Here is a 21,911-nt window from a genome sequence, read left to right as displayed (position 1 = left end):
GGTGCTCAAGAGCAGTCACTGGCTTCATCTAATATGGCTGCAGCCTTGGAGGAGTTGTCAGCATCGGTTGAGCAAATTGGTGAGAACGCCAATGCAGCCCATTCAGCATCTCAGCAAGCTGGTGAGGTGTCCAAATCAGGTGCGGAAGCTGTTTATGCAAGTACACAAGAAATTGCTGCCATTGCGGGAACGGTTAAAGACTCTGCTGCCCAGCTGAAAGCTCTGGAAGCGGTTTCGGATAATATCGGCCAGATCGTTTCAACGATTCGGGAGATCGCCGATCAAACAAACCTTTTGGCCTTAAATGCGGCAATCGAGGCGGCTCGTGCAGGTGAACATGGACGTGGATTTGCTGTCGTTGCTGATGAAGTTCGCAGCCTGGCAGAACGTACAGCACAATCCACGGTAGAAATTACCGATATGGTCAGTCAGATACAAAAGCGTACGGAAGCAGCAGCAGATGAGATGCAGGAAAGTGTCGAACGTGTTGAAGCGGGTGTTAGTAAAGCGAAGCGCGCAGGCCAATCGGTTGCTGAAATTGAGCAAAAAACCCAGCAAGTTGTTCAGGCTACTTTGGATATTCAACACGTGCTTAAAGAGCAAGCCATGGCAGCACGAGAAGTTGCTGAAACAGTTGAAGGCATCGCAAACCTTGCGGATTCAAATGCTGCCCAGGCACAACAGGCTTATACAGCTAGCCAGCACGTCCAGGACACAACCCTTATGATTGATGAATTGCGCAAACAGTTTAAAGTCTATGTCAGCTGATTTGTCTTCTCGCATACGTTAGTGAATAGGCCACCGCTGGAATCAGTGGTGGCCTTTCTTGCGTTCCTCGGTTACATTCATTGACACTCGTTTTTTATGGACTTACAAGGCCTTTCAGATGAAGCAGGCAAGCCGTTATTTCAGTAATTTAAGACACAAGCATTACCTGGTGTCGTTAATGGCTGGCCTGGTTACGGCTGGAGTCTTGTGGCTTTTATTGGAGCTTTTAATCACTCTGGATGAACGAAATCACCAGCAACAAAATGAAGCCCAGTTGGCGGAGATACGCACTCGTTTGGAGTCAGCCCTGAATTTGGTCAGTAATGCTTCAGCCAGTTTTAGTTTTTATATCCAAAGTTATCAGGGTGTGTTGAAAGAAGAGCAATTGGAAAGCATGGCCAAGCAACTGCTGCAGCGCTATCCGATGGTTAATCATCTGGCTTTGGCGCCAGGGGATGTTATTCGTTGGATCTTTCCTCTTGAAGGTAATGAAGCTGCTTTGGGAGTTGATCTAAATCAAGTTCCGGGTCAAGCAGAGCCCCTCACTCTAATCAGGCAGCAGGGCCAGCCTTTACTGACTGGTCCGGTTGAACTGGTTCAGGGAGGCAAGGCCGTAATTCATCGAATTCCTGTGTTTCTTCGGGATCAAGAAGGTGCTGCCAGCTATTGGGGGTTAGTGAGTACGCCTATCCTATTGAATTCACTCTTAGAGTCGGCAGAAGTTTTGGGGTTGATTGAAACTGGACGCTTGGCCATTCGGGGTCAAGATGGACAGGGTGCTCAGGGTGAAGCTTTTGCCGGTGATGAACACTTATTTGTGCGTGCGGACAGCCTGAAGGCCAGAGTGAGAGCACTTGATGGTGAGTGGCAGCTGGCCTTTATTGGGGATAAACAGGTTGGCCACCTGAGTTGGTTGAGATACTTGTCTTGGTTGGTGGCACTGTTACCCGGTGTGCTGGTTTACAGGCTTTTGATCCGCAACTATGAAGATCAGCAGCAAACTCGGTTAAGCCGTGAGTATGCGGACCAAACGGCTGAGCGACTTAGAGTGGCTCAAAAAGAAGAAGCGCGTCTTAATTATATTATGGCTCATCATTTCCAAGAGCCAGCCAGGCGCTTGGTTATTTTTTCCGATCAACTGCTGCGCCAACCAGCTAGTCAGGATCAGCAAACCCTTACTTCGCTGCAGTTTATTCGCCAACAAGCCCACTACCTGCTGGATTTAATCAAGGGTATGCAGCGGTTTATAGAGGTGGGTTCCAGAAAGGTTAATTACCAAACCTTGGCGCTTGATCAATTGCTGCGTGAAGAAATCCGCAGTGGTTCCCTGGCTTCGCAACTTGCAGACTGTGTTGAACTGGAAGTAACACCCTGGCCAGCCATTTGTGCATCTGAATATCGCATGCGTGAGTTATTTAGAGTACTTTTGGAGAATGCTTACCAGCATGCACGAACCAATCAGCCATTGAAAATCAGAATCAGTGTAGAAGGGGGGCGGCAGCGTTTGCTGGTTAGGGTGGAAGATAATGGTAAAGGCTTGGAGCCGCAGTACTTTGGTCAGGCTTTAGAGTTATTTGTACGTTTAAATCCGCAGGCTTCCGAGTATTCGGGAACTGGCCTGGGTTTACCCTTGGCAAAACGCATTGTTGAACAGGCCGGTGGCACCTTGAAGCTGGCTGTAAGTGATTTGGGTGGACTGCAGGTGATTTTTGACCTTCCCTTAGCAGGAAGTGAGCTTTGTTCTCCTAGCCAGCAAGGAGGCCAGAACGCGTGCGAGTAAGGATAAGCCAGGGTTTATTATTGATTGGTTTGGTTTTCATGGTTGGCTTAGCAAGTGCAGAGCTGGATCAGCAAATCCTTGCCAAGGTTAAAGAGTTGCAGGCCTCGGGTGAGTTAGCACCTAACAGTGTTTTAAGAGTAACGGTCAAGCAGGGTAACCGGGCCTCTTTTCTTGGTCAGCAGCAACAGCTACGACGCCAATGGGAGGAGGCAACAGGCATGCTGTTGGATCTTGGTTTGATGCCTCAAAAGCCAGCTAAAAAGCACCTGCAAGAGAATCCTAATCTGGATTTAATCGTGGCCAGGAATTCTGAATACCCGGATCTTTACCATCAGCAGCTTATATTGCCGCTGGATGATTTGCTTGCCCAACTGGATTTACCCTTCCACGAGGATGATGACTTTTTCCTAAAAGCAGCCCAATCACGTTTTGCTGAAACCACGCTGGCGATTCCGGCTGACGGCGACCTGCTGCTGCTTTATTTACGCCAGGATTTACTGGATGACCCCGAAGAGCAGCAGGCTTTTTTGGAAAACTATGGGTATGCCCTGGCTCCTCCTGGAACCTGGCAGGAATACCGGGATCACTTGAAGTTTTTTCACCGCCCTGAAGAAAATCTCTATGGCAGTGTAGAACTTCGCGATCCCCAGGTTGCCTGGATGTATTGGCTACCTCGCTTTGTTAGTCAGGCTGCTCCCTATTACCCACTTTTTGATGAACAAATGAAGCCTTTGGTGAACACACCTGAAGGCTGGGCAGCGACCGAGAGCTATCTGGAAACCTTAACTTTTTCACCCTCTAAGGTTCACCAACCAGGCTCGGGTTACGATGCTGCTCTGCCTTATTTTCATCGAGGTGAGGCCTATTCGCTGCTCATTACTGTTGCCGGAGCCAAATTGTTTAATCGTAATGCTGAACTTAGAGAAAGCTACTCAGTTTATCCCCTGCCGGGTATCCAACATTCAGAAGGCTTGGTTAGGCGTACTTCTCTAGCTTACGGCAATAATTTAGTCATTCCGGCAACCAGCGAGAACCCTGAGCTGGCTTTGCTCTTTGCTCTTTGGTTTACCTCGCCAAGAATCTCAACCCAGGCGATAAGCCTTTCAACCAGCTTTGTAGACCCCTTTCGTTTTAGTCATTTTGAGCAGCAGAAATTACTGGATGTTTATGGTCAAGCAGCCCTGAATGCCTTGCAGACAAGCCTGCCGCTTGCTGTTCCCGCAGGCACAGGGTTACCAGGCAACACCGCTTACTTGAAGAGCTTGAATCAGGCTTTGGGGCAGGCAAGCCGTGGTGAATTGAGTGCCCAGCAAGCCATGGCTCAGGTTGAACAGGAGTGGGAAGCGATTACTAAAAGCTACGGACGAGAAAAACAGAGGCGGTTATGGCAATACCAGTTGGCACTCTACCCCGAGAAAATCGAGGAGAGAGGGAATGAATAATCCTCGCTGGTACAAAGGGCTGGGTAGCAAGCTAGCAGCCAGTTTTATTCTCGGAGTGCTCTTTGTCTCCCTGCTTCTCTTGTATGTGGAAAGAACACTCAGTCATACGATTGCAGATACTCAAATGCTTCTGGAAGAACAACTCCAGCCTTTGGCTCTGGTGAATCGTCTGCAAGCTCAGTTGCTAGTTATCCGTGAGCAGGAAGCTGAATTACAGCGAACCAGCGACCATTTTGCACTTCTCGGTCAGGTGGAAAGCCTACAGGAAGAATTGGCTGTTTTTGAAATTCAACTGGTTGATTTGTTGGGCCTGCTAGCCAATGAAGATACTTTGAAGGAACAGCAGATCCGGGCAAATTGGCAGCGGTATACCGACAAAGTTGAAAAAATGGCTGAGGCTGCTGTCATGCAGGATCAGGAGGCCATTCGTAACATTTCTGTCTATCAAGCCAGCTCTCGTTTCCAGGCTTTAATTCATGTCTTCCGGCAGTTTTCTTATGAACGCCAAGCCCTATCGGAAGCCATTTACCGACAGCTGCTGGATCGTAAAAGCAAACATTTTACCCTGTTTCTGATTGCAGCTGTCATAACCCTGTTTATCCTGGCTGCTTTTTTGGGCACCTTTATTCTGCGTCTATTGCGAAGGGTGCTGGAATTGCGTGATGGTGCACAAAAGCTTGCCCAGGAGGGCCAGGTCCAACCGCTGGCCGTGAGAGGTGAAGATGAACTGGCGCAGCTTACTCTGGCGTTCAACCAGATGCAGGAAAAAATCAAGGCCAGAGAAGAAGCCTTGAGTCAGGCCAATGAAAACCTCGAATTAAGAGTAGCTGAACGTACCCAGGAATTAAGGGACTCCAATGCTGAGCTGGAACAGTTTGCTTATGTCACCAGCCATGATCTTCGCCAACCCCTGCGGATGATTAATAGCTATCTACAGATGCTGGAGAGACGCCTGGGCGATCAACTGGATGATGAAAACCGGCAAATGATGGACTTTGCCTCTGAAGGCGCTCAGCGTTTGGATCAAATGTTGATTTCGTTATTGGAATATTCTCGCGTGGGGCGTCGTGGACAGCCCATGCAGCTGTTAAACAGTAAGCAGGCTGTTGATGAGGCTTTAAGCTTTTTAAGGCCGCAAATTAATGAAGAACAAGCGCAAATTAAGCTCCAGGAAAGCGGCTGGCCTGAACTCTATGCCAGTCGCGATGAATTGACGCGCCTTTTTCAAAACCTGTTGTGCAATGCCATCAAATATCATGCTAAAGGTCAGCAGCCTCAGGTTGAGGTAAGTGTTCAGCCCAAGGGTAAACAATGGCTGTTCCTGGTTAAGGATCAAGGCATAGGTATTCCTGTCGATCAGCAGGATCGACTCTTTAAAGTTTTTCAGCGGTTACAGGCCCGCAGCGACTACGAAGGTACTGGGGTCGGCTTGGCAATCTGCAAAAAAATTGTCGAACGTCATGGAGGGCGTATTTGGGTCGAATCCCAAGGTGAAGATCAGGGCAGTTGCTTTTGTTTTACGCTGCCAGGAACCCTGCCTGTGGGTGGTTTAACCGGGGGGCAGGGATGCTGAAAAAAGGACTCCTGCTGATTACTTTTGCCTATAGCCTTATTGTTCTTCCAGTCAAGGCGGCACCGGCCCTTCAAGTCTTGATCATGGAAACGGAGCCCTGGGGTTTTTATGACCAACAGACAGGCCAACCTCAGGGTATTTGGCTGGATATTGCCAGGGAACTGGAAGCGGCTAGTGGTATTGCCCAGAATAAACAGCTGGCGCCCTATGCCCGAGTCATGGAAAGTCTGGCATTGGGTGATACCGATATTAGTTATTTGATTCAATCTGCTGATCGTGATCAGGATGTCATTCATGCCGGGCATTTGTTTGATTTTGGTTCCATCATTCAGGCACGTACGGGCATTCCGCTGAATACCTATGCAGACCTTCAAGGCCTGCGTATTGGTGTCCTGCAAGGAATCCGCCTATCCCCCGAGTTTGATCGGGATACCAGCCTCTACAAGATTCCTGTGCGTAATTATGAAACCCAGATTCATATGCTGGCTGCCGGGCGCTTGGATGCGATAGCGGGAAACAGCCTGTCTTTGGCTTACCTGCAAGAACAAATGCAAATTGAAGAACTCTTGGGTGATCGCTTAGTGCTTCAGGTCACACCCGTTACCGTTCAGTTTTCCCGGCACAGTGAGCAGTTGGAAAGAGTTGATGAAGTCAAAGTAGCAGTAGAGAATCTGAATCAGCAAGGCCGCATAGAAGCCATTTTAGATTCCTGGGCGGGTGATGCTTGGCGTGTTGATAAGGAGCTGGAATGACTAAGCGGGTGCAATTAAACACCAGCCTGGCCTGGCGGCAAACCCGCTGGACACTTGTGGCTGCTATTCTTTTGGGGTTGGTGTTAAGTTTGCTACTGATTTTTGTCGATCTTCAGCAAACCCGCAGCAATATTGAAACCTCTACTCAGGAGCTATTAAGAACCACTGCCAATCCGGCCACCCAGGCAGCCTACACTCTTGATGAACTGCTGGCTGAAGAGGTGTTGGAAGGCCTTTTTGCTGTTCAGGCGGTAAGCTCAGGGCAGCTGGTTACAGAAAGGGATAGGGTTTTGGCTTCCAGGGATAGGCGTGCTGATCAGCAGACCCCACTTTTAGGTAGTCTTTTGGGAAGTGAGCTAGCCTTTAGCTACCCCTTGGTTTGGCACAGTCAGTATACCGGTGAGTATCAGCCTGTTGGTGAACTGAGCCTGAGCATCAATGGTGGGATTGCGGGAAGTGACTTCACCCGACGGGTTTGGTGGGAACTTGTTTTTGGCTTGGTACGCAATATTATCTTGGCTGTCGTTATTCTTTATATTTCTAAGCATCTGTTGACCCAGCCGCTGAGCCAACTGGTGGAACAGCTGCGTCACCGTAGCCGTGATGATTTTACACCCCTAACGCCTATTCAAGGCCATGAAAAAGATGAAATTGGTCGAGTGTTGATTGCCTTTAATGAACTGGCTGTTTCCTTAAAACAATCGACCAATGAAATGGAGCGTTTGAATGAAATCATGGCCCATCACTTCCAGGAACCGGCCAGACGCCTTGTCAGCTATGCTCAACGTCTAGAAAGCCGGGGTCTCCAAAAACAGGATAGTGATAACCAGGTATCTCTGTCTTTTATCCAACAACAAGCGCTTAGGCTTAGTCTTCTGGTTAAGGATGTGCAGCGCTATCTGGCGTTGGAGCAACTCAAACTGGAACCTGAAATCCTTTACCCTGGCCAGGTTTTTCAAGAGCTGGTTCGCTCTCACTCTTCTAACCTTGAGGAAAGCCAGTGGTCTTTAGAAGGTGAAGAGGTGGCTGCGTTTTTCCCGCCCAGGCGTCTTCGGGAAATTTTTATCCAGTTGCTGGACAACGCTTTTCTTTATGCGAAACTGGATCAAACTTTGCAAATTCGGGTTCGTGTCTTTAAAGAGACAACCAGAGTTAGGGTTTATTTTGAAGACAATGGTGTGGGTATCCCGCCAGAATATCGTGAGCAGGTTTTTGAAATATTTTCCAGGCTGGTACCCAGTACAGAAAACTACCCAGGTACAGGCATGGGTCTGGCCTTGGTTAAAAAAATGCTGTTGCAATTTGATGGTGAAATCAACGCAATCGACAGTGAGCTAGGTGGTGTTTGCTTTACTTTTGATTTGCCTGGAGTAGGAGAAAAAATGGATGGGTCGAAATGAACACAAATTTTGCGTCTTGCTGGTCGAAGACGAGCCAGCAGATGCTCATTTGGTAAAAATATCCTTTGAAGAAGGCCGCTTGCTGGTTGATCTCCAGCAGGTTCAGGATGGCGTGGAAGCGCTAGAATACCTGCGTAGAACGGGGCGTTTTGCCGAGGCACGCCGTCCAGATTTAATTCTGCTGGATTTAAATATGCCTCGCATGAATGGCCGCCAGTTTTTGGAAAAGGTCAAGCAGGACGAAAACCTCAAATCTATCCCGGTCGTGGTACTAACCACCTCAGAAGCAGAAACTGACATTATTTCTTCTTATGATCTGGGCGCTTCAGGATATATCGTCAAACCGGTCGACATTAATGATTTTATTGAACAGGTCCAGCAGCTGGAAAACTACTGGTTCAGTTTAGTAAAAAGACCAGCAGGGTAGCTGAAAAACTTCTTGGTAACTCTATGCCTTTAATGAATGCCAGTATCAGTCTTAAAAAAAGCCCCAAAGTTTTGGTCGTTGAGGATGACACTGCTGAAGCGCAGCTGGTTCGCTTTCAACTTTGTGAAAATGCTGTTGATGCTTTTGAGGTAGAACTGGCCACATCCCTTGCAGAGGTTAAACAATTATTGGAAGCAGGCTACCAGCCTGATGTGGTCCTGCTGGACTTGAATTTACCTGATTCGACGGGCATAGCGACGGTCGATAAGTGTCTGGAGCTATTGGACAATGTACCCCTGGTAGTGCATACCGGTCGAGATGACTTCAGCATTATTGAAGCAGCTATAGAGGCAGGCGCTGAAGACTATTTGCTCAAAGGCGTCGAAAGCTGGATTCTTCGTAAATCCTTACGCTATGCAATTTTGCGTCATGAGCGGGATGAGCATGAACGCATGGCTAAAACCGTCTTCCACCATGCAAGTGAAGCCATCCTGATCACTGATGAAAAGGGTGTGATTCTGGATGTTAATGAAGCCTTCACCCATATTACTGGTTACAGTCGCGAAGAGGCCCTGGGGCAGACTCCAGCGATCTTAGCCTCTGGCCATCATAATCAGGAGTTTTATAAAGACCTCTGGGAAAGCCTTAAAGAAAAGGAGCGCTGGAAAGGAGAGGTTTGGAATCGACGGAAAAGTGGTGAGATTTATACCGAACTCCTTACCATCAATGCCGTCACTAATACTAAAGGAGAGGTCCGTCAGTATGTGGCTATGTTCAGTGATATTACTTTGCAAAAGGAAGAGCAGAAAAGCCTGCAGCACCGTGCCAACCACGATGCTTTGACCGGACTACCTAATAGAAGCCTGTTTCTGGATCGGCTGGAACAGAGTTTTGCCAGCGTTAAGCGGCATGGTGGACGCTTGGCAGTGGTCTTTCTTGATTTGGATGGTTTCAAACCGGTTAATGACACCTACGGCCATGATGCCGGTGACTATGTTCTGCAAGAGGTCGCAGCGCGTGTTCAGTCTTGCTTGCGCGAAGAAGATACCTTGGCCCGTGTGGGAGGCGATGAATTTGTACTCCTGCTACAGCGCCAACTGGATATGTCAACCACGCTTAAGTTACTGCAAAGAGTCTTGGCAGAGGTAGCACGTCCCTGTCCTTGGAGAGAACACCTACTGCAAGTTTCTGCCAGCCTGGGCGTTACCCTTTATCCGAATGACGAAGCCAAAACACCGGAAAAGCTTCTGCAACAGGCTGATCAGGCCATGTACCAGGCAAAGAATAGTGGGAAAAATGATTTCTGCTTTCATGATCGGGCCATCAGTGAGCAGGCAAACCTGATTACAGCGGGTGAAATGGCTTTCAGAAGAGGGCTGAACAACAATGAATTTGAGCTTTATTACCAGCCGGTTATTGACCTGAGAAGTGGTCAGCCCATTGCTTTGGAAGCGCTATTACGCTGGCAGCACCCGCAGCGTGGCCTCCTTTTACCTGAGGATTACCTGGAAACAGTAGAACAGGGTGATCTTATTCTCGATCTGGGTGAATGGGCGATCAATCAGGTTTTGGAACAATTAAATGCTTGGCATACACAAGGACAGAGCTTGCCAGTTTCTCTTAATATCGCTGGTTACCAGCTGCAGCAAGTGGATTTTCCTGATCGTCTCTATACCCTTTGTAAGGATCGCCTGCCTGAGCCAGGTTGTTTACGCTTGGAAATCAAAGAACTGACCGCTCTGGAAAAGTTGAGTTCGATTGAAGCGCTACAAGCCTGCTGCCAGCGTTTAGGTATCCAACTGGTGCTGGATGACTTTGGGGCAGGCTATACCTCGATGCCTTACTTGAAGCGCTTGCATGTCAGCGAGATGAAAATTAAACAGGACTTTATTGCCGGAATGCAGCTGGACACCAATGATTTGGCTGTGGTTGAGGCAACTTTGGGTTTGGCTTCGGCTTTTCGTTGCCAGCTAACGGCCAAAGGTGTAGAAACCCAGGCCCAATGTAGGCTCTTAACCCGCCTGGGTTGTGATGCTGCTCAGGGGTATTACTTTTCACCGCCTCTGTTGCCCGAACAAGTGGCCGTTAGTTTGAATAAATGGCCCCTTAACTGTGGCTGTGCGCAAGAATTCGCTCTTTACCGGCGAGAAGACCTGCCCTTGCTATCTGCTGGAATTGAACATCATGCCTGGATGTCTCAACTTGAAAAATGGTTGATTGATGCTTATCCCAAACCACCGGAGTTAGATAGCAAGAGCTGTCGTTTTGGCCACTGGTGGCACCAGCAATATAACAAAATGCACGATCATCCTCTGTTTATTCAGATAGGTCAGGTGCATGAGAAGGTCCACCAGCAGGCCAGTAAAGTGATTGAAAACAAAAAGCTGGGTGATCTTCATCGAGCTCAACAGGAAATGCAAAAACTTCACCATCGACGAGCAGAGTTGATGCATCTGCTGGATCAGCTATTACTGGCCAACCATCCTGAGCGGCATTTTGGTTCCGGCTCTTCACAGAATAGAAATTTAGAGGAAGAAGCATAGTGACTCAGCTGCTCAAAAAGCTAATTCTGGTGCCACTCTTGTTATTGTTAGTGCCTTGCGTTTGGGCGGGCGAGAGATACCTGATTGGCTTTGCTCAGGACACTCTGGGTAATGACTGGCGCCTAGTTCAAGTGAGAGATGTGGAGCGGGAACTGAGCCGCTATCCTGAAGTTGATTTTATCTATACCGATGCGGATGGTGAAACGGCTTTACAGGCACAGCATATTGAGGACCTGGCGGCCCGGGGCGTAGATTTAATTATCACCAGCCCAAGAGACCAGGAGCTGCTTACTCCGGTTATTGAGCGGGTTTATAAGCAGGGAATCCCTATTGTTCTCCTGACGCGAAGTATTAATGGTGAGGGCTATACCAGCTATGTCACCCTGGATAATTATGCCATTGCCCAAGCAGCAGCCCGCTACCTTGTTGAAAAGCTGGAAGGTGAGGGGCATATCTTGATGCTGGAAGGAGTTTCCGGAGCCAGCACCACCCTGGCACGAACTCAGGGTTTTATGGATATTATCGATAACCACCCTGCAATCAGCGTCACTTCCGCCAGAGGTAATTTTTTAAGGGCCGATGCCATTCTTGCTGTTTCTGATCTGTTGGACAGGGGCGAGACTTTTGATGCCATCTATGCCCAAAGCGACAGCATGGCCACAGGTGCCCGTATGGCAATAGAGCATGCAGGTATGAACCCTGCTGATCTGCCCATTGCGGGCATCGATTTCATTACTGAAGCGAGAGATGCCATTAAAGAAGGCAAGCAGAGTATCAGCTTTACTTTCCAAACAGGAGGCAAAGAAGGTGCGCGACTAGCTATGCAGATTTTAAGAGACGAGGAGGTGCCAAAAAAAGTGGTATTGGATTCTATAGCTATCACCCGTGAAAATGTTGATCAGGTGGAGCCCATCTTCTGATGTTGGCCTCTTCCTTGAAGTTTAAACTGCTGTTTTTTACCCTAGCTATTGGTTTGATCTCCTTGCTCTTAGCAGGTTATCTCGTTGACCGTCACCTGCTGAACTATCATACCCAAACAGCTGAATCACTGATCGAAGAAGGTTTTTCCAGCCTCTATAACAACCGCAAGAATCTGGAAGCGGCCCTGGTTTCCGAGGCCCATCTCTTGTGTGAAGAAGAGCGCTTAGTCGCTATTCTTAATTTGATTAACAACTTTCAAGATACCCGAAACTACCAAAGTCTTCTTTTTGACGAAGAAAAAAAGCGCCTCTCGCAACGCCTGCAAACCGCCATTCAAACAGGGCGTAGTACGGGTGCTTACCTGTATGCAGCGGATGATCAGTTGGTCAGTTTTGCCTTGGCAGAAGAGTCAAAAGTTCTCCAAGGCTTTGTGAGCTACGCAAATAAGCAACCCGACCTTAAGCTGATGAGCCCGGAAGGAGCCCTGGACGAGTCACTAAAAAATGATCTTGAAGATCGAATTTTTAGACGCGCCCAACGCCATAATCAACTCCAGCCAGGCCAGCGCTACTATTTAGATAACGGCCAGGTTTATTTGGAACAAAAATACCCACTCGTGCGCTCACACCTGGAAGAAGAGCGCCAGGTGGGCTCTTTGGTCTTGATGCGTCGTCTGGATGGCGACTTTTTATTGCTTGCCACCCGTGGCGGTTTAGAAGTGGGTCTTTTGGATGCCCAGGGTGGTTTTATTGATGGCCAACCCCTGGTTAAAAAGCATGCCGAACAATTGAAAAACAAGCTGCCTCCTATTGCCGAGCGGGAGATCAATTTTCTAAAAACAGCGGGTGGTTTTTGGGGAGTATTTCCACTCCGTTTGGCTGGTGGTGAACAATCGGCGTATTTGAGTTTTGTGTACCCGGTTGAAAATTATCATCAAGCTAGTGCGGCAACCCGTGAAGCCATCCTCACCGCTTTATTAATTACTGCTTTACTGATTATTCCTTTCAGTCTTCTTCTGATTCGTGAGCTGGTAACCTATCCGTTACAACAACTGATGAAGGGCGTGGAGAAAATTCGTAAAGGCGATCTGTTGGCCCAAATAGACCTGGAGCAGAAGGATGAGTTGGGAGAGCTGGCTAAGGCCATGAACGAAATGGCGAACCAGCTGTATCAGCGTGAACTCAGCTTAAATACCTCGAATAGGGAACTGCAGCGTTTAAGTGAAGTCATGGCGCATCATTTCCAAGAGCCAACACGCCGTTTGATGGCTTTTGCCGAGCGCCTAAGCAGTAAACCTTCATTAGAACAGGATAAGGATGCTCGACTATCCATAGATTTCATTCATGCCCAGGCTAAGTACTTGAGTTACCTGGTTCATGATGTTCAGCGCTATTTGGAGTTGGATCGAGTGATCCTGCCCGTGCAAAGATTGCATACGGAGGAAGTTCTCGATCAGGTGCTCCGCGAAAAAGCAATCCAAGAGCAACTGGAGCTCAGCAATGCTGATCTGCAGGTAGAAAAGCCTTTACCAAAAATTCTTTTTGCACGCCGGAGACTTGAAGAAATTTTCCGTGCCCTGCTAAGTAATGCCGTGACCTACCGTCATCCTGAGCGCCCCATGCAAATAAAGATATACGGTAAAACAGTAAATCATTGTAATCTTATATATATTGCGGATAATGGTAGGGGTATAGCTCCTAGGCATAGAACTCAGGTATTTGAGCTTTTCAGCCGCCTAGTTACTCAAACGCCTGATAATACAGGGACGGGTATGGGCTTGGCCTTAGTTCGCCGCTTGATGCTTCAGGCGGGAGGTGACATCAGTATTGAAGAGGGTATCGATGGAGGTACCACCTTTGTTTTAAGTTTTCCTGATCAGGAGTTAGAACCCAGTGAGCAAACTTTGCACGATTCTGCTCGTTGAAGATGATGCAGCTGACGCTCATCTGACACGTATGGCTTTTGAAGAAGGTCGAATCGGAGTTGACTTACAACACGTTGAAAATGGTGAAGAAGCCCTTGCCTATCTAAAGCAAGAGAGCACTTACCAGGGTCAACCCAAACCAGATTTGATTCTCTTGGATCTCAATATGCCACGTATGGATGGTCGTGAATTTTTGAAACAGATCAAACAAAACAAAGATTTTAGAGCCATTCCGATTGTTGTTCTGACCACATCGGACGCTGAAACGGATGTCTATGCATCTTATGACCAGGGTGCAGCGGGCTTCATCGTTAAGCCAGTGAGTATTGATGACTTTGTACATCAAATACAAAAGTTGGAAAACTACTGGTTTGAACTGGTTAAGCGACCTGCTTATCCCTGATCAGTGAAGTGAGAGCTTATGTCAGAAATAAACCGTAAAAAGCAGGCCCTCGTACTGATCATTGAAGATGAGCCAGGCGATGCTGAGTTGATTAAATTGCAGCTGCTTGAACGTGACCTCCAGGCTTTTAAGGTTGAACTGGCAGCCAGCTTAGGTGAAGCCAGAATCTTGTTGCAGGATCAAGGCTTGCGTCCAGATGTCATTCTGTTGGACTTGAACCTGCCTGACTCTTCAGGTCCGGATACTGTGAAGCATTGTCGCAAATTGGTAGGGGATGTTCCCCTGGTTGTTTTAACCGGCCTGGATGACCTAGATGCAACTGAGACGGCTATTGAGGCCGGTGCTGAAGACTATTTATCGAAGGGTGAAGATGCTTCTTCGCTACGTAAAGCCATCCGCTATGCTTTGCTGCGTCATGAACGGGATAGTAGTGAACGCTTGGCATTAACCGTTTTCAACTATGCCCGGGAAGGCATTATGATTACTTCTGCCAAGGGTGAAATTCTGGAAGTTAATGACTCTTTTTCCAGAATCACTGGCTATAGTCGTGAAGAGGTTGTGGGTCGCAACCCAAGCCTGTTGAATTCGGGTCACCATAGCAAAGAGTTTTATGAAAAATTCTGGCAGCAGCTAGTCAGCAAGGGACACTGGGAAGGTGAGATCTGGAATCGCCGAAAAAATGGCGAGATTTTTGTGGAAAATATGACCGTAAGTGCCGTACGCGACCCTAGTGAAGAAATTACCCAGTTTGTTGCCCTGTTTACTGATATTACCGAGCAGAAAGAGCAGCAAACCCAGTTGGAACACTTGGCTCACTTTGATGCCCTCACAGGTTTGCCAAACCGGGTCCTGTTTAATTATCGTCTGCACCAGTCAACAGCCTATGCTGATCGTCATGGAACCCAGATTGCCATTGCCTACCTGGACCTGGATGGCTTCAAGCTGGTTAATGACACTCACGGGCATGCCGCAGGTGATTTGGTGCTGCAGCGCATTGCTGACAGGGCTCAGGCCTGCCTGCGCGATGAAGATACCCTGGCACGCCTGGGTGGTGATGAGTTTGCCCTGGTGTTGGAATCAGTTAAGGTGCCAGAAAAACTGGGTGGTCTTTTGGACAGATTGCTTGGTGTCGTTAGCGAACCCGTTGAATGGGAAGGACATACGCTGGAAGTGACTGCCAGTATTGGTATCACCTTTTACCCTCAATCTCCTGCTATTGATGTTACTCAATTACTTAACCAAGCTGATGAGGCAATGTACCTGGCTAAAGAGCAAGGTAAGAACTGCTATGCTTTCCATCCATCGGTTAGTTACAGTGAAGAATAAACCACAATAATTCCAATTAAGCTGCTGTTGTTAACAGTGCTTTGAGGAGCAGGAACGACCGTGACTGAAATTCTACTGGTTGAAGATGATGAGTCCTTGGTACGCCTTTTGGGGGCGCTTCTGGAGCAGGAAGGTTTCAAGGTGCAGATGGCAACCAATGGTGATCGAGCCCTCAGGAAGCTGGAGAAATGGCTGCCTGACTTGGTCATTTGTGATATTCAAATGCCGGTTTTGGATGGCTTTGGTTTACTAAAAGAAGTCAGAAACAATGAGCACTGGAAGCAATTGCCTTTCATTTTTCTGACAGGAATTGAGTCAGAAGAAAAGCGTGAGCTTAGCAAACAGCTGGGCGCTGACGACTATCTAACCAAACCCATCAACCGTGACCAGTTACTGCAAGCCATCAGTTTACGCTTGGGCAAGCAGGTATCCCTAACAAGTCTTAACAGTAATCGCAGCGATAATCGGCTGCTGCTGCATCTGGCTGCTGCCAATGGCGATTTGGAAAGCCTGAAGGAAAGAGCTGCGCAGGTTGATGATATCGATATGACCGATGCCCAGGGCAATACAGCACTGATGTTTGCAATTATGATGCGTCAGGTTGAAGCGGCCCACTTCCTTATGCGCCAGGGGGCCAACCCTGATCTGCGTCACCCGGCGACAGGGATGCGTATCGGTGCCATGGCCAGAGCCATGGGCCTGGATTTTTAACTAAAGGGCCACATATATTAGATGTTTTACGAAGACACTAGAACTTAAAAAAAGCAATGCTGCTGCTCAGTTTAGTCGAGTTTTTCTTCAGTTCTTTAGCAGAGTCTGCAATATGTTGAGCTGAACCTAGAGACTCTTGTGATACATCATCAATTGCCTGGATGTCCTCTGTGATCTGGTCTGCGGTAGATGACATTTCTTCAATAGATACAGCATTTCCAGAGACATGTTCCTGAAGTGATTGAACAGAAGAAACAATACCCGAAAAAGCTTGTGCGGCTTCTTCTGAAATTTCATTTCCCTCTTGCGCGCTGGATGAGACCTGGGCCATAGAGTCAACAACCTGCTTCACGCTTTCCTGCATACTAACGATAATTGTATTAATTTCATGAGTTGATTGATTACTGCGTTCTGCAAGACTACGTACTTCGTCTGCAACGACTGCGAACCCTCTGCCAGCTTCACCCGCCCGTGCTGCTTCAATGGCTGCATTTAATGCCAGCAGATTGGTTTGCTCAGCAATGCTTGAGATAATGCCAACAACTTCTTGTACTTGGTTTGCTTTTGCTTCGAGAGTGCTTGCTTGATCTGAGGCCAAGGTGACATGTTGAAGAATCTCATCCATTGACTGAGAAGATTGTCTTACTTTAGTGCCACCCGCTTGAGCAAGTTCCAGGGTTTCTATAGATGACTGTTTTACTTGGTTAACATTTTCAGCAATGTCATTAGCTGTTTGTGCCATTTGAATTGAAGCTGAAGCAATCATGGAAACTCGTTCAGATTGAGTTGCCATACCTGTACGGAACTGTTCAGAAACGTTGCTCAGCTGTTCTGCTATTACAACAACACCTTTCGAATTCTCCTGCACAACCCCAATGGTTTCTCGCAACTTGAGGCCAACGGACTGCATGGCGCCGGCGACGCCGTTGTGTTGTTGGCTGGCAACATCCAGATAGCCTTCAGCCTGGCGTTTTGCCATGGCGTCCAGTTCGCCAGGGTCGGCGCCGAGTTGCTGCAAGACATCGCGAATGATCCACGCGGCGATGGCAATGCCGAGCAACAAGGCCAGCGCAATGCCGGCAATCAGCAGGTTAAACGCGAAACGGGCGTGCTCGTACATGGTGTTGGCATCTTCGGCTACTTGTTCTTGCATCCGCTCATCGATGGTATCCACCAGGCCGATCAATAACTGGTAAGTTGCGTCGATTTGCTCATCGAGTGCACGCCGTTCAAGGCGGGCGCTAATGGTGTCATCCAGTGCCCGGAGCAGGTTTGCGAAGCCGGCATCCAGTTCGGATTGATCCGCCGCAGTCACACCCAGATTGAACGTAGCAGCGTTGGATGATAGCTGTACCAGCTCGGATCGCCCAGACTCAAGTGCGGCCTGGGAGCTGTCCAACCTTGCTTCGAGAATGGCTTCGATGAGGTCGTCATAGGCCTCGTTAAAACCTTGCTAGGCCATGGCTTGTTCCAGTGTGCGTTGGCGCACCAATGCGGATGCTTCGCTCATGGCCTGATCCATAGCCTGGCCCAGAGTACGTTCCAGGCCAGCGGCTATAAACGCATCAACTCTGTCTTCAGCCACACCAAATCGGTCTCCCGCGTCCTGGTACAGGGCATTGACGTCAACCAGTTCCTGAAACAGGTGTAATAAAGCGGACTCGGCCTCTATAGCCTGCTCCAGTTGTTCGCTGTAGTGGGCTATTTCTGACTGGGCCAGCAGTGACCTGATGGTTGGCACATTAGTCAACCACCGCTCATGAGCCTGATTGAACGCATCCAGGTAAACCGGGTTTTGTGAGTAACGGTACTCGCGCATGGCCAGCAATTCATAGCTGACCGCCGCACTCGCCTCGCCCATGGCTGCCATCAGCGGTATCTCGTTGCTGGAGAGCTCCTCGGCTTCTTCGCGGATGCCTGAGACTTGCAGCATGACAACAGCAGCAACGAGGGCGTTGATCAGGATTATCATAGTTAAAGAAAGAAGTAATTTCGTTTGTAGTTTCATTGCCATGCTCTTCTGGTTTCATTGCCATGCTCTTCTGGTTTCAGAGTCTTCGAGTAACTATTGGTTCTAAAAGCACTTCATACGGTTCTCGAGATCCGGTTTTCTAAGTAATCAATCAGTATTAAGGCAGTAATTATTAGTGAGCAGCAATCTTTATTTGGATGTTTTTTAACACCCTGAATCATAATTGATACAATTTGATACGGTTCGCTCTAGTTAATTTAGCGTTAGCCGCGCAGATTTAAAATGTATCTTAAGTGTATCAAATTGCTGTTGGAATTAGGATTTTGCTCTTGTTATTGCTGCAGGCTTGTTTGAAATAACTCTTATACTCTAAATCGAGTCTTTATCCTGTTGCTTACAAAATGTAACTTTCACACAGGTGTCAGTAATGCAAGACAAGAGCCCTCAAGATTTTCTGCAGGAGTTGCACGATCTGTTTTTTGCTGGTCTTCCCATGAGACGTGAGCAAATCATGGAGTTATCTGCCTGTTTGGACACTGAGGAATTGCATGCCCGTGAAGTTGAGCGCTTGCAACTTCAGGTTCATGGCCTGGCCGGTGCAGCCGGTACTTTTGGCTTGCCTCAGCTTGGCCGTTTTGCAGGAACGCTGGATGTGCTGCTGTTGAAGTTGTTACAAGGTTTGCGCTCCGGCATGCCATCCGCGCCAGCTGATTTACTTGAAGAGATATCTGTTGTGTTGGTTGATCTGGATCTTTCTCTGCAACTGGCTTTGCAGAAGTCTGCTCCCATCGCTGGATTTCTGGCGGAACCTGAACAGGATTTCAAACCCCTGAATGGATCCGCGCCGCTGATTTATCTGGTTGATGATGATACACAACAGGTGACAGGTTTGACCGATGCGCTGGAAGCAGCAGGGTACCGGGTTCAATTCTGTAATGGTTATCCGGCCATGCTGGATGCGCTTGAGGCTGTTGGGCGACCGGATGCCATTATCATGGATATGGTTTTTCCGGATGGTGAGCTGGCAGGCGCCGAGTTTGTTACCCGCTTTGCAGACCTGATACAGCTGGACTTGCCACCAGTGATCTGTCTTTCCGTGCGAGGAGACCTGGATGCGCGCCTGGCGGCCTACCGTGCCGGTGCTCAACACTATCTGGTCAAGCCTGTATCTAGTGATCATTTGATCAGTTTACTGAACAGCTTAATCCGCCGGATGCCTGACTCACCTTATCGGGTTTTGTTGGTTGACGATGACCCACTGGTGCTGGAGGCTCAGGCCACAATACTGCGTTCCGCCGGCATGCGTGTAACCACCTTGCTGGATGCACGCGAAACCCTGATGCAGCTGCAAGTTACCCAGCCGGATGTATTGCTGCTGGACATGCATATGCCGGATATTCAGGGTTATGAGCTGGCGACACTGGTTCGTGATGATGCTCATTATAGCCAGCTGCCGATCATTTTTCTGTCTGCTGAAGAAGATCGCAATCTACAATTGCATGCATTGCAACAGGGTGGTGATGACTTTCTAATCAAGTCGGTACCTGCCGCTCACTTGATCGAACTGGTCAATATTCGTGCCGCACGTGCCAGGAGCCTCAGTGATACTCGTGCCAGTTTGAAGCGAACACTTTATGAGCGGGAGCGGGAGCATCAGGCACTCAATCAGCACGCCATTGTCAGTGTGGCAGATCGAGCCGGCAACATCACTTATGTCAATGATCTGTTTTGTGATATCAGTGGGTACACCCGTCAGGAGCTACTGGGGAAAAATCACCGGGTGGTCAAATCGGATCAGCATCCGGATGCTTTTTATCAGGAAATCTGGGCCACTATTGCATCCGGGCAGGTGTGGTTCGGTGAAATCTGTAACCGCCGCAAGGATGGCAGTTATTACTGGGTGGAGTCCACCATTACACCCTTCATGGATGCTCTGGGTAAACCCTATCAATATGTTTCCATTCGCACTGACATCACTCACGTCAAGGCAGTACAGGGAGAGCTGCAGGCCTCACGAGATGAAGTGGAAGTTGCCAGAGAGCGCCTGCGTCGTGGACAGATATTCGCCAATATTGGTACCTTGGAGTGGGATATTCAGGAGGGTTCGCTCTTCTGGAGTGAACGTATTGCTCCGCTGTTCGGTTACCCTGAAGGTGATCTGGAAACCTCTTATGACAATTTTCTTGCGGCGGTCCACCCGGATGATCGCCAGGCGGTGACCGATGCGGTGAATGCCTGTGTGGAACATGATAGACCTTACAACATTGAACATCGGGTTGTCTGGCCTGACGGTACTGTGCGCTGGTTGTTGGAACGTGGTGCCGTAGAGCGTGACGAAGCAGGAAAACCATTGCGCATGCTGGGTGTGGTGCAGGATGTCACTGAGCGTGTTGTTGCCGAGCGTGAACTTCATACGTTCAAGTACATTGTCAACTCAGTGGTTGAGGGCGTTCTGGTAATCGATGTTCAAGGCATCATTCAGCAGGTGAATCCTGCTGCTTGTCGAATCACCGGGTATGGCAGAGACAGTTTGCTGGGCAGTAATGTGTCGATGCTGATGCCTTCACCACACAGGGATAAACACAATAGTTATCTGCAGCGTTATCTGCACACTGGTGAAGCCAGATTGCTCAATCGGGAGATTGAAGTAACTGCAGTCAGAGCTGATGGTGCTGCCTTCCCTCTTGCGGTGACAGCAACTGAAATCAAACAGGATAATGCCTGTTTTTTTGTTGGCTTGATACGAGATATCTCTTCACGTAAAGAGGCAGAGGATGCTTTGGTATTGGCACGTCAAGAAGCCGAGCGTGCCAATCAGGCCAAGTCTGAGTTTCTGTCCAGCATGAGCCATGAGCTGCGCACTCCAATGAATGCCATTCTGGGTTTTGCCCAGATGCTGGAGTATGACGATCAACTCGATACTGATCAGCAGGAAAATGTGCACGAAATCCTGAAAGCAGGGCATCACCTGCTGGAGCTGATCAATGAGGTACTGGATCTGGCCAGGATCGAATCCGGTCGCATGACGCTGTCATTAGAGCCGGTGGAAGTGGATGCCGTGGTACAGGAGTGTTATTCACTGATTAGTCCGCTTGCGGCACAGCAGGATGTGCAATTGCTGCCGTTTAACTTGTGTGATGCATGGGTCTGTGCTGATCGCACTCGTTTCAAGCAGGTGCTGCTCAATCTTTTATCCAATGCAGTGAAGTACAACCGGCCGGGTGGCACGGTGCAAATACTCTGGCAAATCAATCAGTCTGAGCAGTGTTTTCAACTGGAGGTAAAAGATACCGGACAAGGTATCGCTGCCGAGCATTTATCTGAACTTTTTGAACCCTTTAATCGCCTTGGAGCGGAAACCGGTGATGTGGAAGGCACGGGTATTGGCCTGACTATAACCAGGCGCATCCTGACTTTGATGGGGGGAGAAGTTCGGGTTACCAGTGAGCCAGGTGTTGGCAGCAGTTTTATTATCGGTTTACCACTGCAAGGCAGTCAGCAACAGCATGGCCCCTCAGAACAGCAGGCCAGCTCAGAGCCTCGTGATGTCACTTCGTGTCTGGCGCAGCGGGTGCTGTATATCGAAGACAATGCCGCCAATTTGCGGTTGGTGCGCAGTATTCTTTCACGAATTTCAAACCTGCAGCTATTGGAGGCCCACCAGGCAGAGCTGGGACTGGAGTTGGCGCAGGCGCATCAGCCGGATCTGATCCTGCTGGACATCAACATGCCCGGTATGGATGGATACCAATTGATGCGTGTTCTCAAACAACATCCACAGTTGAAAAGGATTCCGGTGATTGCCGTCTGTGCCAACGCCATGCCGCGAGACATTGAGCGTGGCAGGGAGGCAGGTTTTGCCGAGTACATTACCAAACCCATCCAGGTGCCACTGTTTATTGCATCAGTGGAACGCTGGCTGCAGCGATGATGAACCTGGGGGTTGTTGCATTCTTTCATGATAGTTAA

At 48.7% G+C, this 21,911-nt stretch carries 16 protein-coding genes; 14 read left to right on the top strand and 2 right to left on the bottom strand.

Going from position 1 to position 21,911, the window contains the following annotated elements; all coding sequences use genetic code 11:
- Window positions 1-33: 33 nt before the first annotated feature.
- The 13 genes from BM185_RS13055 to BM185_RS12995 all read left to right on the top strand — a co-directional run bounded on the left by BM185_RS13055 (window position 34) and on the right by BM185_RS12995 (window position 15,970).
- Entirely contained in the window at window positions 34-768 is a 735-nt protein-coding gene (locus BM185_RS13055; RefSeq protein ID WP_091964647.1) for a methyl-accepting chemotaxis protein, read from the top strand.
- A 118-nt stretch (window positions 769-886) separates the two neighbouring features.
- Window positions 887-2,548 carry a sensor histidine kinase gene (locus tag BM185_RS13050; RefSeq protein ID WP_091964645.1) on the top strand — a complete coding sequence of 554 codons (1,662 nt, stop codon included), beginning with the start codon at window positions 887-889 and terminating at the stop codon, window positions 2,546-2,548.
- The gene (locus tag BM185_RS13045; protein ID WP_143089520.1) at window positions 2,539-3,990 is read left to right on the top strand and encodes an extracellular solute-binding protein; all 1,452 of its coding nucleotides are present in this window, start codon (window positions 2,539-2,541) and stop codon (window positions 3,988-3,990) included. The genes BM185_RS13050 and BM185_RS13045 overlap by 10 nt, the downstream gene beginning before the upstream one ends.
- The gene (locus tag BM185_RS13040; RefSeq protein WP_091964641.1) at window positions 3,983-5,563 is read left to right on the top strand and encodes a sensor histidine kinase; all 1,581 of its coding nucleotides are present in this window, start codon (window positions 3,983-3,985) and stop codon (window positions 5,561-5,563) included. The genes BM185_RS13045 and BM185_RS13040 overlap by 8 nt, the downstream gene beginning before the upstream one ends.
- Window positions 5,557-6,315, top strand: a complete 759-nt coding sequence (locus BM185_RS13035) for a substrate-binding periplasmic protein (protein ID WP_091964640.1) — start codon at window positions 5,557-5,559, stop codon at window positions 6,313-6,315. Before BM185_RS13040 ends, BM185_RS13035 begins: the two co-directional genes overlap by 7 nt.
- Complete coding sequence (locus BM185_RS13030; RefSeq protein ID WP_091964638.1) at window positions 6,312-7,715, top strand: sensor histidine kinase; 1,404 nt, start codon at window positions 6,312-6,314, stop codon at window positions 7,713-7,715. The genes BM185_RS13035 and BM185_RS13030 overlap by 4 nt, the downstream gene beginning before the upstream one ends.
- Entirely contained in the window at window positions 7,702-8,142 is a 441-nt protein-coding gene (locus tag BM185_RS13025) for a response regulator (RefSeq protein WP_091964636.1), read from the top strand. Before BM185_RS13030 ends, BM185_RS13025 begins: the two co-directional genes overlap by 14 nt.
- Before the next feature lie 23 nt (window positions 8,143-8,165).
- Complete coding sequence (locus BM185_RS13020) at window positions 8,166-10,685, top strand: EAL domain-containing protein (RefSeq protein WP_091964634.1); 2,520 nt, start codon at window positions 8,166-8,168, stop codon at window positions 10,683-10,685.
- The gene (locus BM185_RS13015; protein WP_177203568.1) at window positions 10,685-11,605 is read left to right on the top strand and encodes a substrate-binding domain-containing protein; all 921 of its coding nucleotides are present in this window, start codon (window positions 10,685-10,687) and stop codon (window positions 11,603-11,605) included. The genes BM185_RS13020 and BM185_RS13015 overlap by 1 nt, the downstream gene beginning before the upstream one ends.
- Window positions 11,605-13,530: a sensor histidine kinase gene (locus tag BM185_RS13010; protein ID WP_091964630.1), complete on the top strand. Its 1,926-nt coding sequence runs from the start codon at window positions 11,605-11,607 to the stop codon at window positions 13,528-13,530. The genes BM185_RS13015 and BM185_RS13010 overlap by 1 nt, the downstream gene beginning before the upstream one ends.
- The gene (locus BM185_RS13005; RefSeq protein WP_245751770.1) at window positions 13,499-13,933 is read left to right on the top strand and encodes a response regulator; all 435 of its coding nucleotides are present in this window, start codon (window positions 13,499-13,501) and stop codon (window positions 13,931-13,933) included. Before BM185_RS13010 ends, BM185_RS13005 begins: the two co-directional genes overlap by 32 nt.
- 18 nt (window positions 13,934-13,951) lie before the next feature.
- Window positions 13,952-15,259, top strand: a complete 1,308-nt coding sequence (locus tag BM185_RS13000) for a diguanylate cyclase domain-containing protein (protein ID WP_091964627.1) — start codon at window positions 13,952-13,954, stop codon at window positions 15,257-15,259.
- Between the two features lie 60 nt (window positions 15,260-15,319).
- On the top strand, window positions 15,320-15,970 hold the full coding sequence (locus BM185_RS12995; RefSeq protein ID WP_091964625.1) for a response regulator: 651 nt from the start codon (window positions 15,320-15,322) through the stop codon (window positions 15,968-15,970).
- A gap of 37 nt (window positions 15,971-16,007) precedes the next feature.
- Here the strand turns inward: BM185_RS12995 and BM185_RS12990 are convergent, their stop codons facing one another.
- Window positions 16,008-17,369 (bottom strand): methyl-accepting chemotaxis protein, encoded by a 1,362-nt coding sequence (locus tag BM185_RS12990; protein WP_177203567.1) that lies wholly within the window; start codon window positions 17,367-17,369, stop codon window positions 16,008-16,010.
- Window positions 17,370-17,423: 54 nt separating this feature from the next.
- Window positions 17,424-17,978, bottom strand: coding sequence for a hypothetical protein (locus BM185_RS12985; protein WP_091964621.1), 555 nt, complete (start codon window positions 17,976-17,978; stop codon window positions 17,424-17,426).
- 391 nt (window positions 17,979-18,369) lie between these two features.
- Between BM185_RS12985 and BM185_RS12980 the strand changes: the two genes are divergently transcribed.
- The gene (locus BM185_RS12980) at window positions 18,370-21,873 is read left to right on the top strand and encodes a response regulator (protein ID WP_143089519.1); all 3,504 of its coding nucleotides are present in this window, start codon (window positions 18,370-18,372) and stop codon (window positions 21,871-21,873) included.
- The last annotated feature ends 38 nt before the right edge of the window (window positions 21,874-21,911 follow it).

Source organism: Marinospirillum celere (genome assembly GCF_900112235.1).
Taxonomy (GTDB): domain Bacteria; phylum Pseudomonadota; class Gammaproteobacteria; order Pseudomonadales; family Halomonadaceae; genus Marinospirillum; species Marinospirillum celere.
This window is presented reverse-complemented; position numbering and strand designations above follow the sequence as displayed.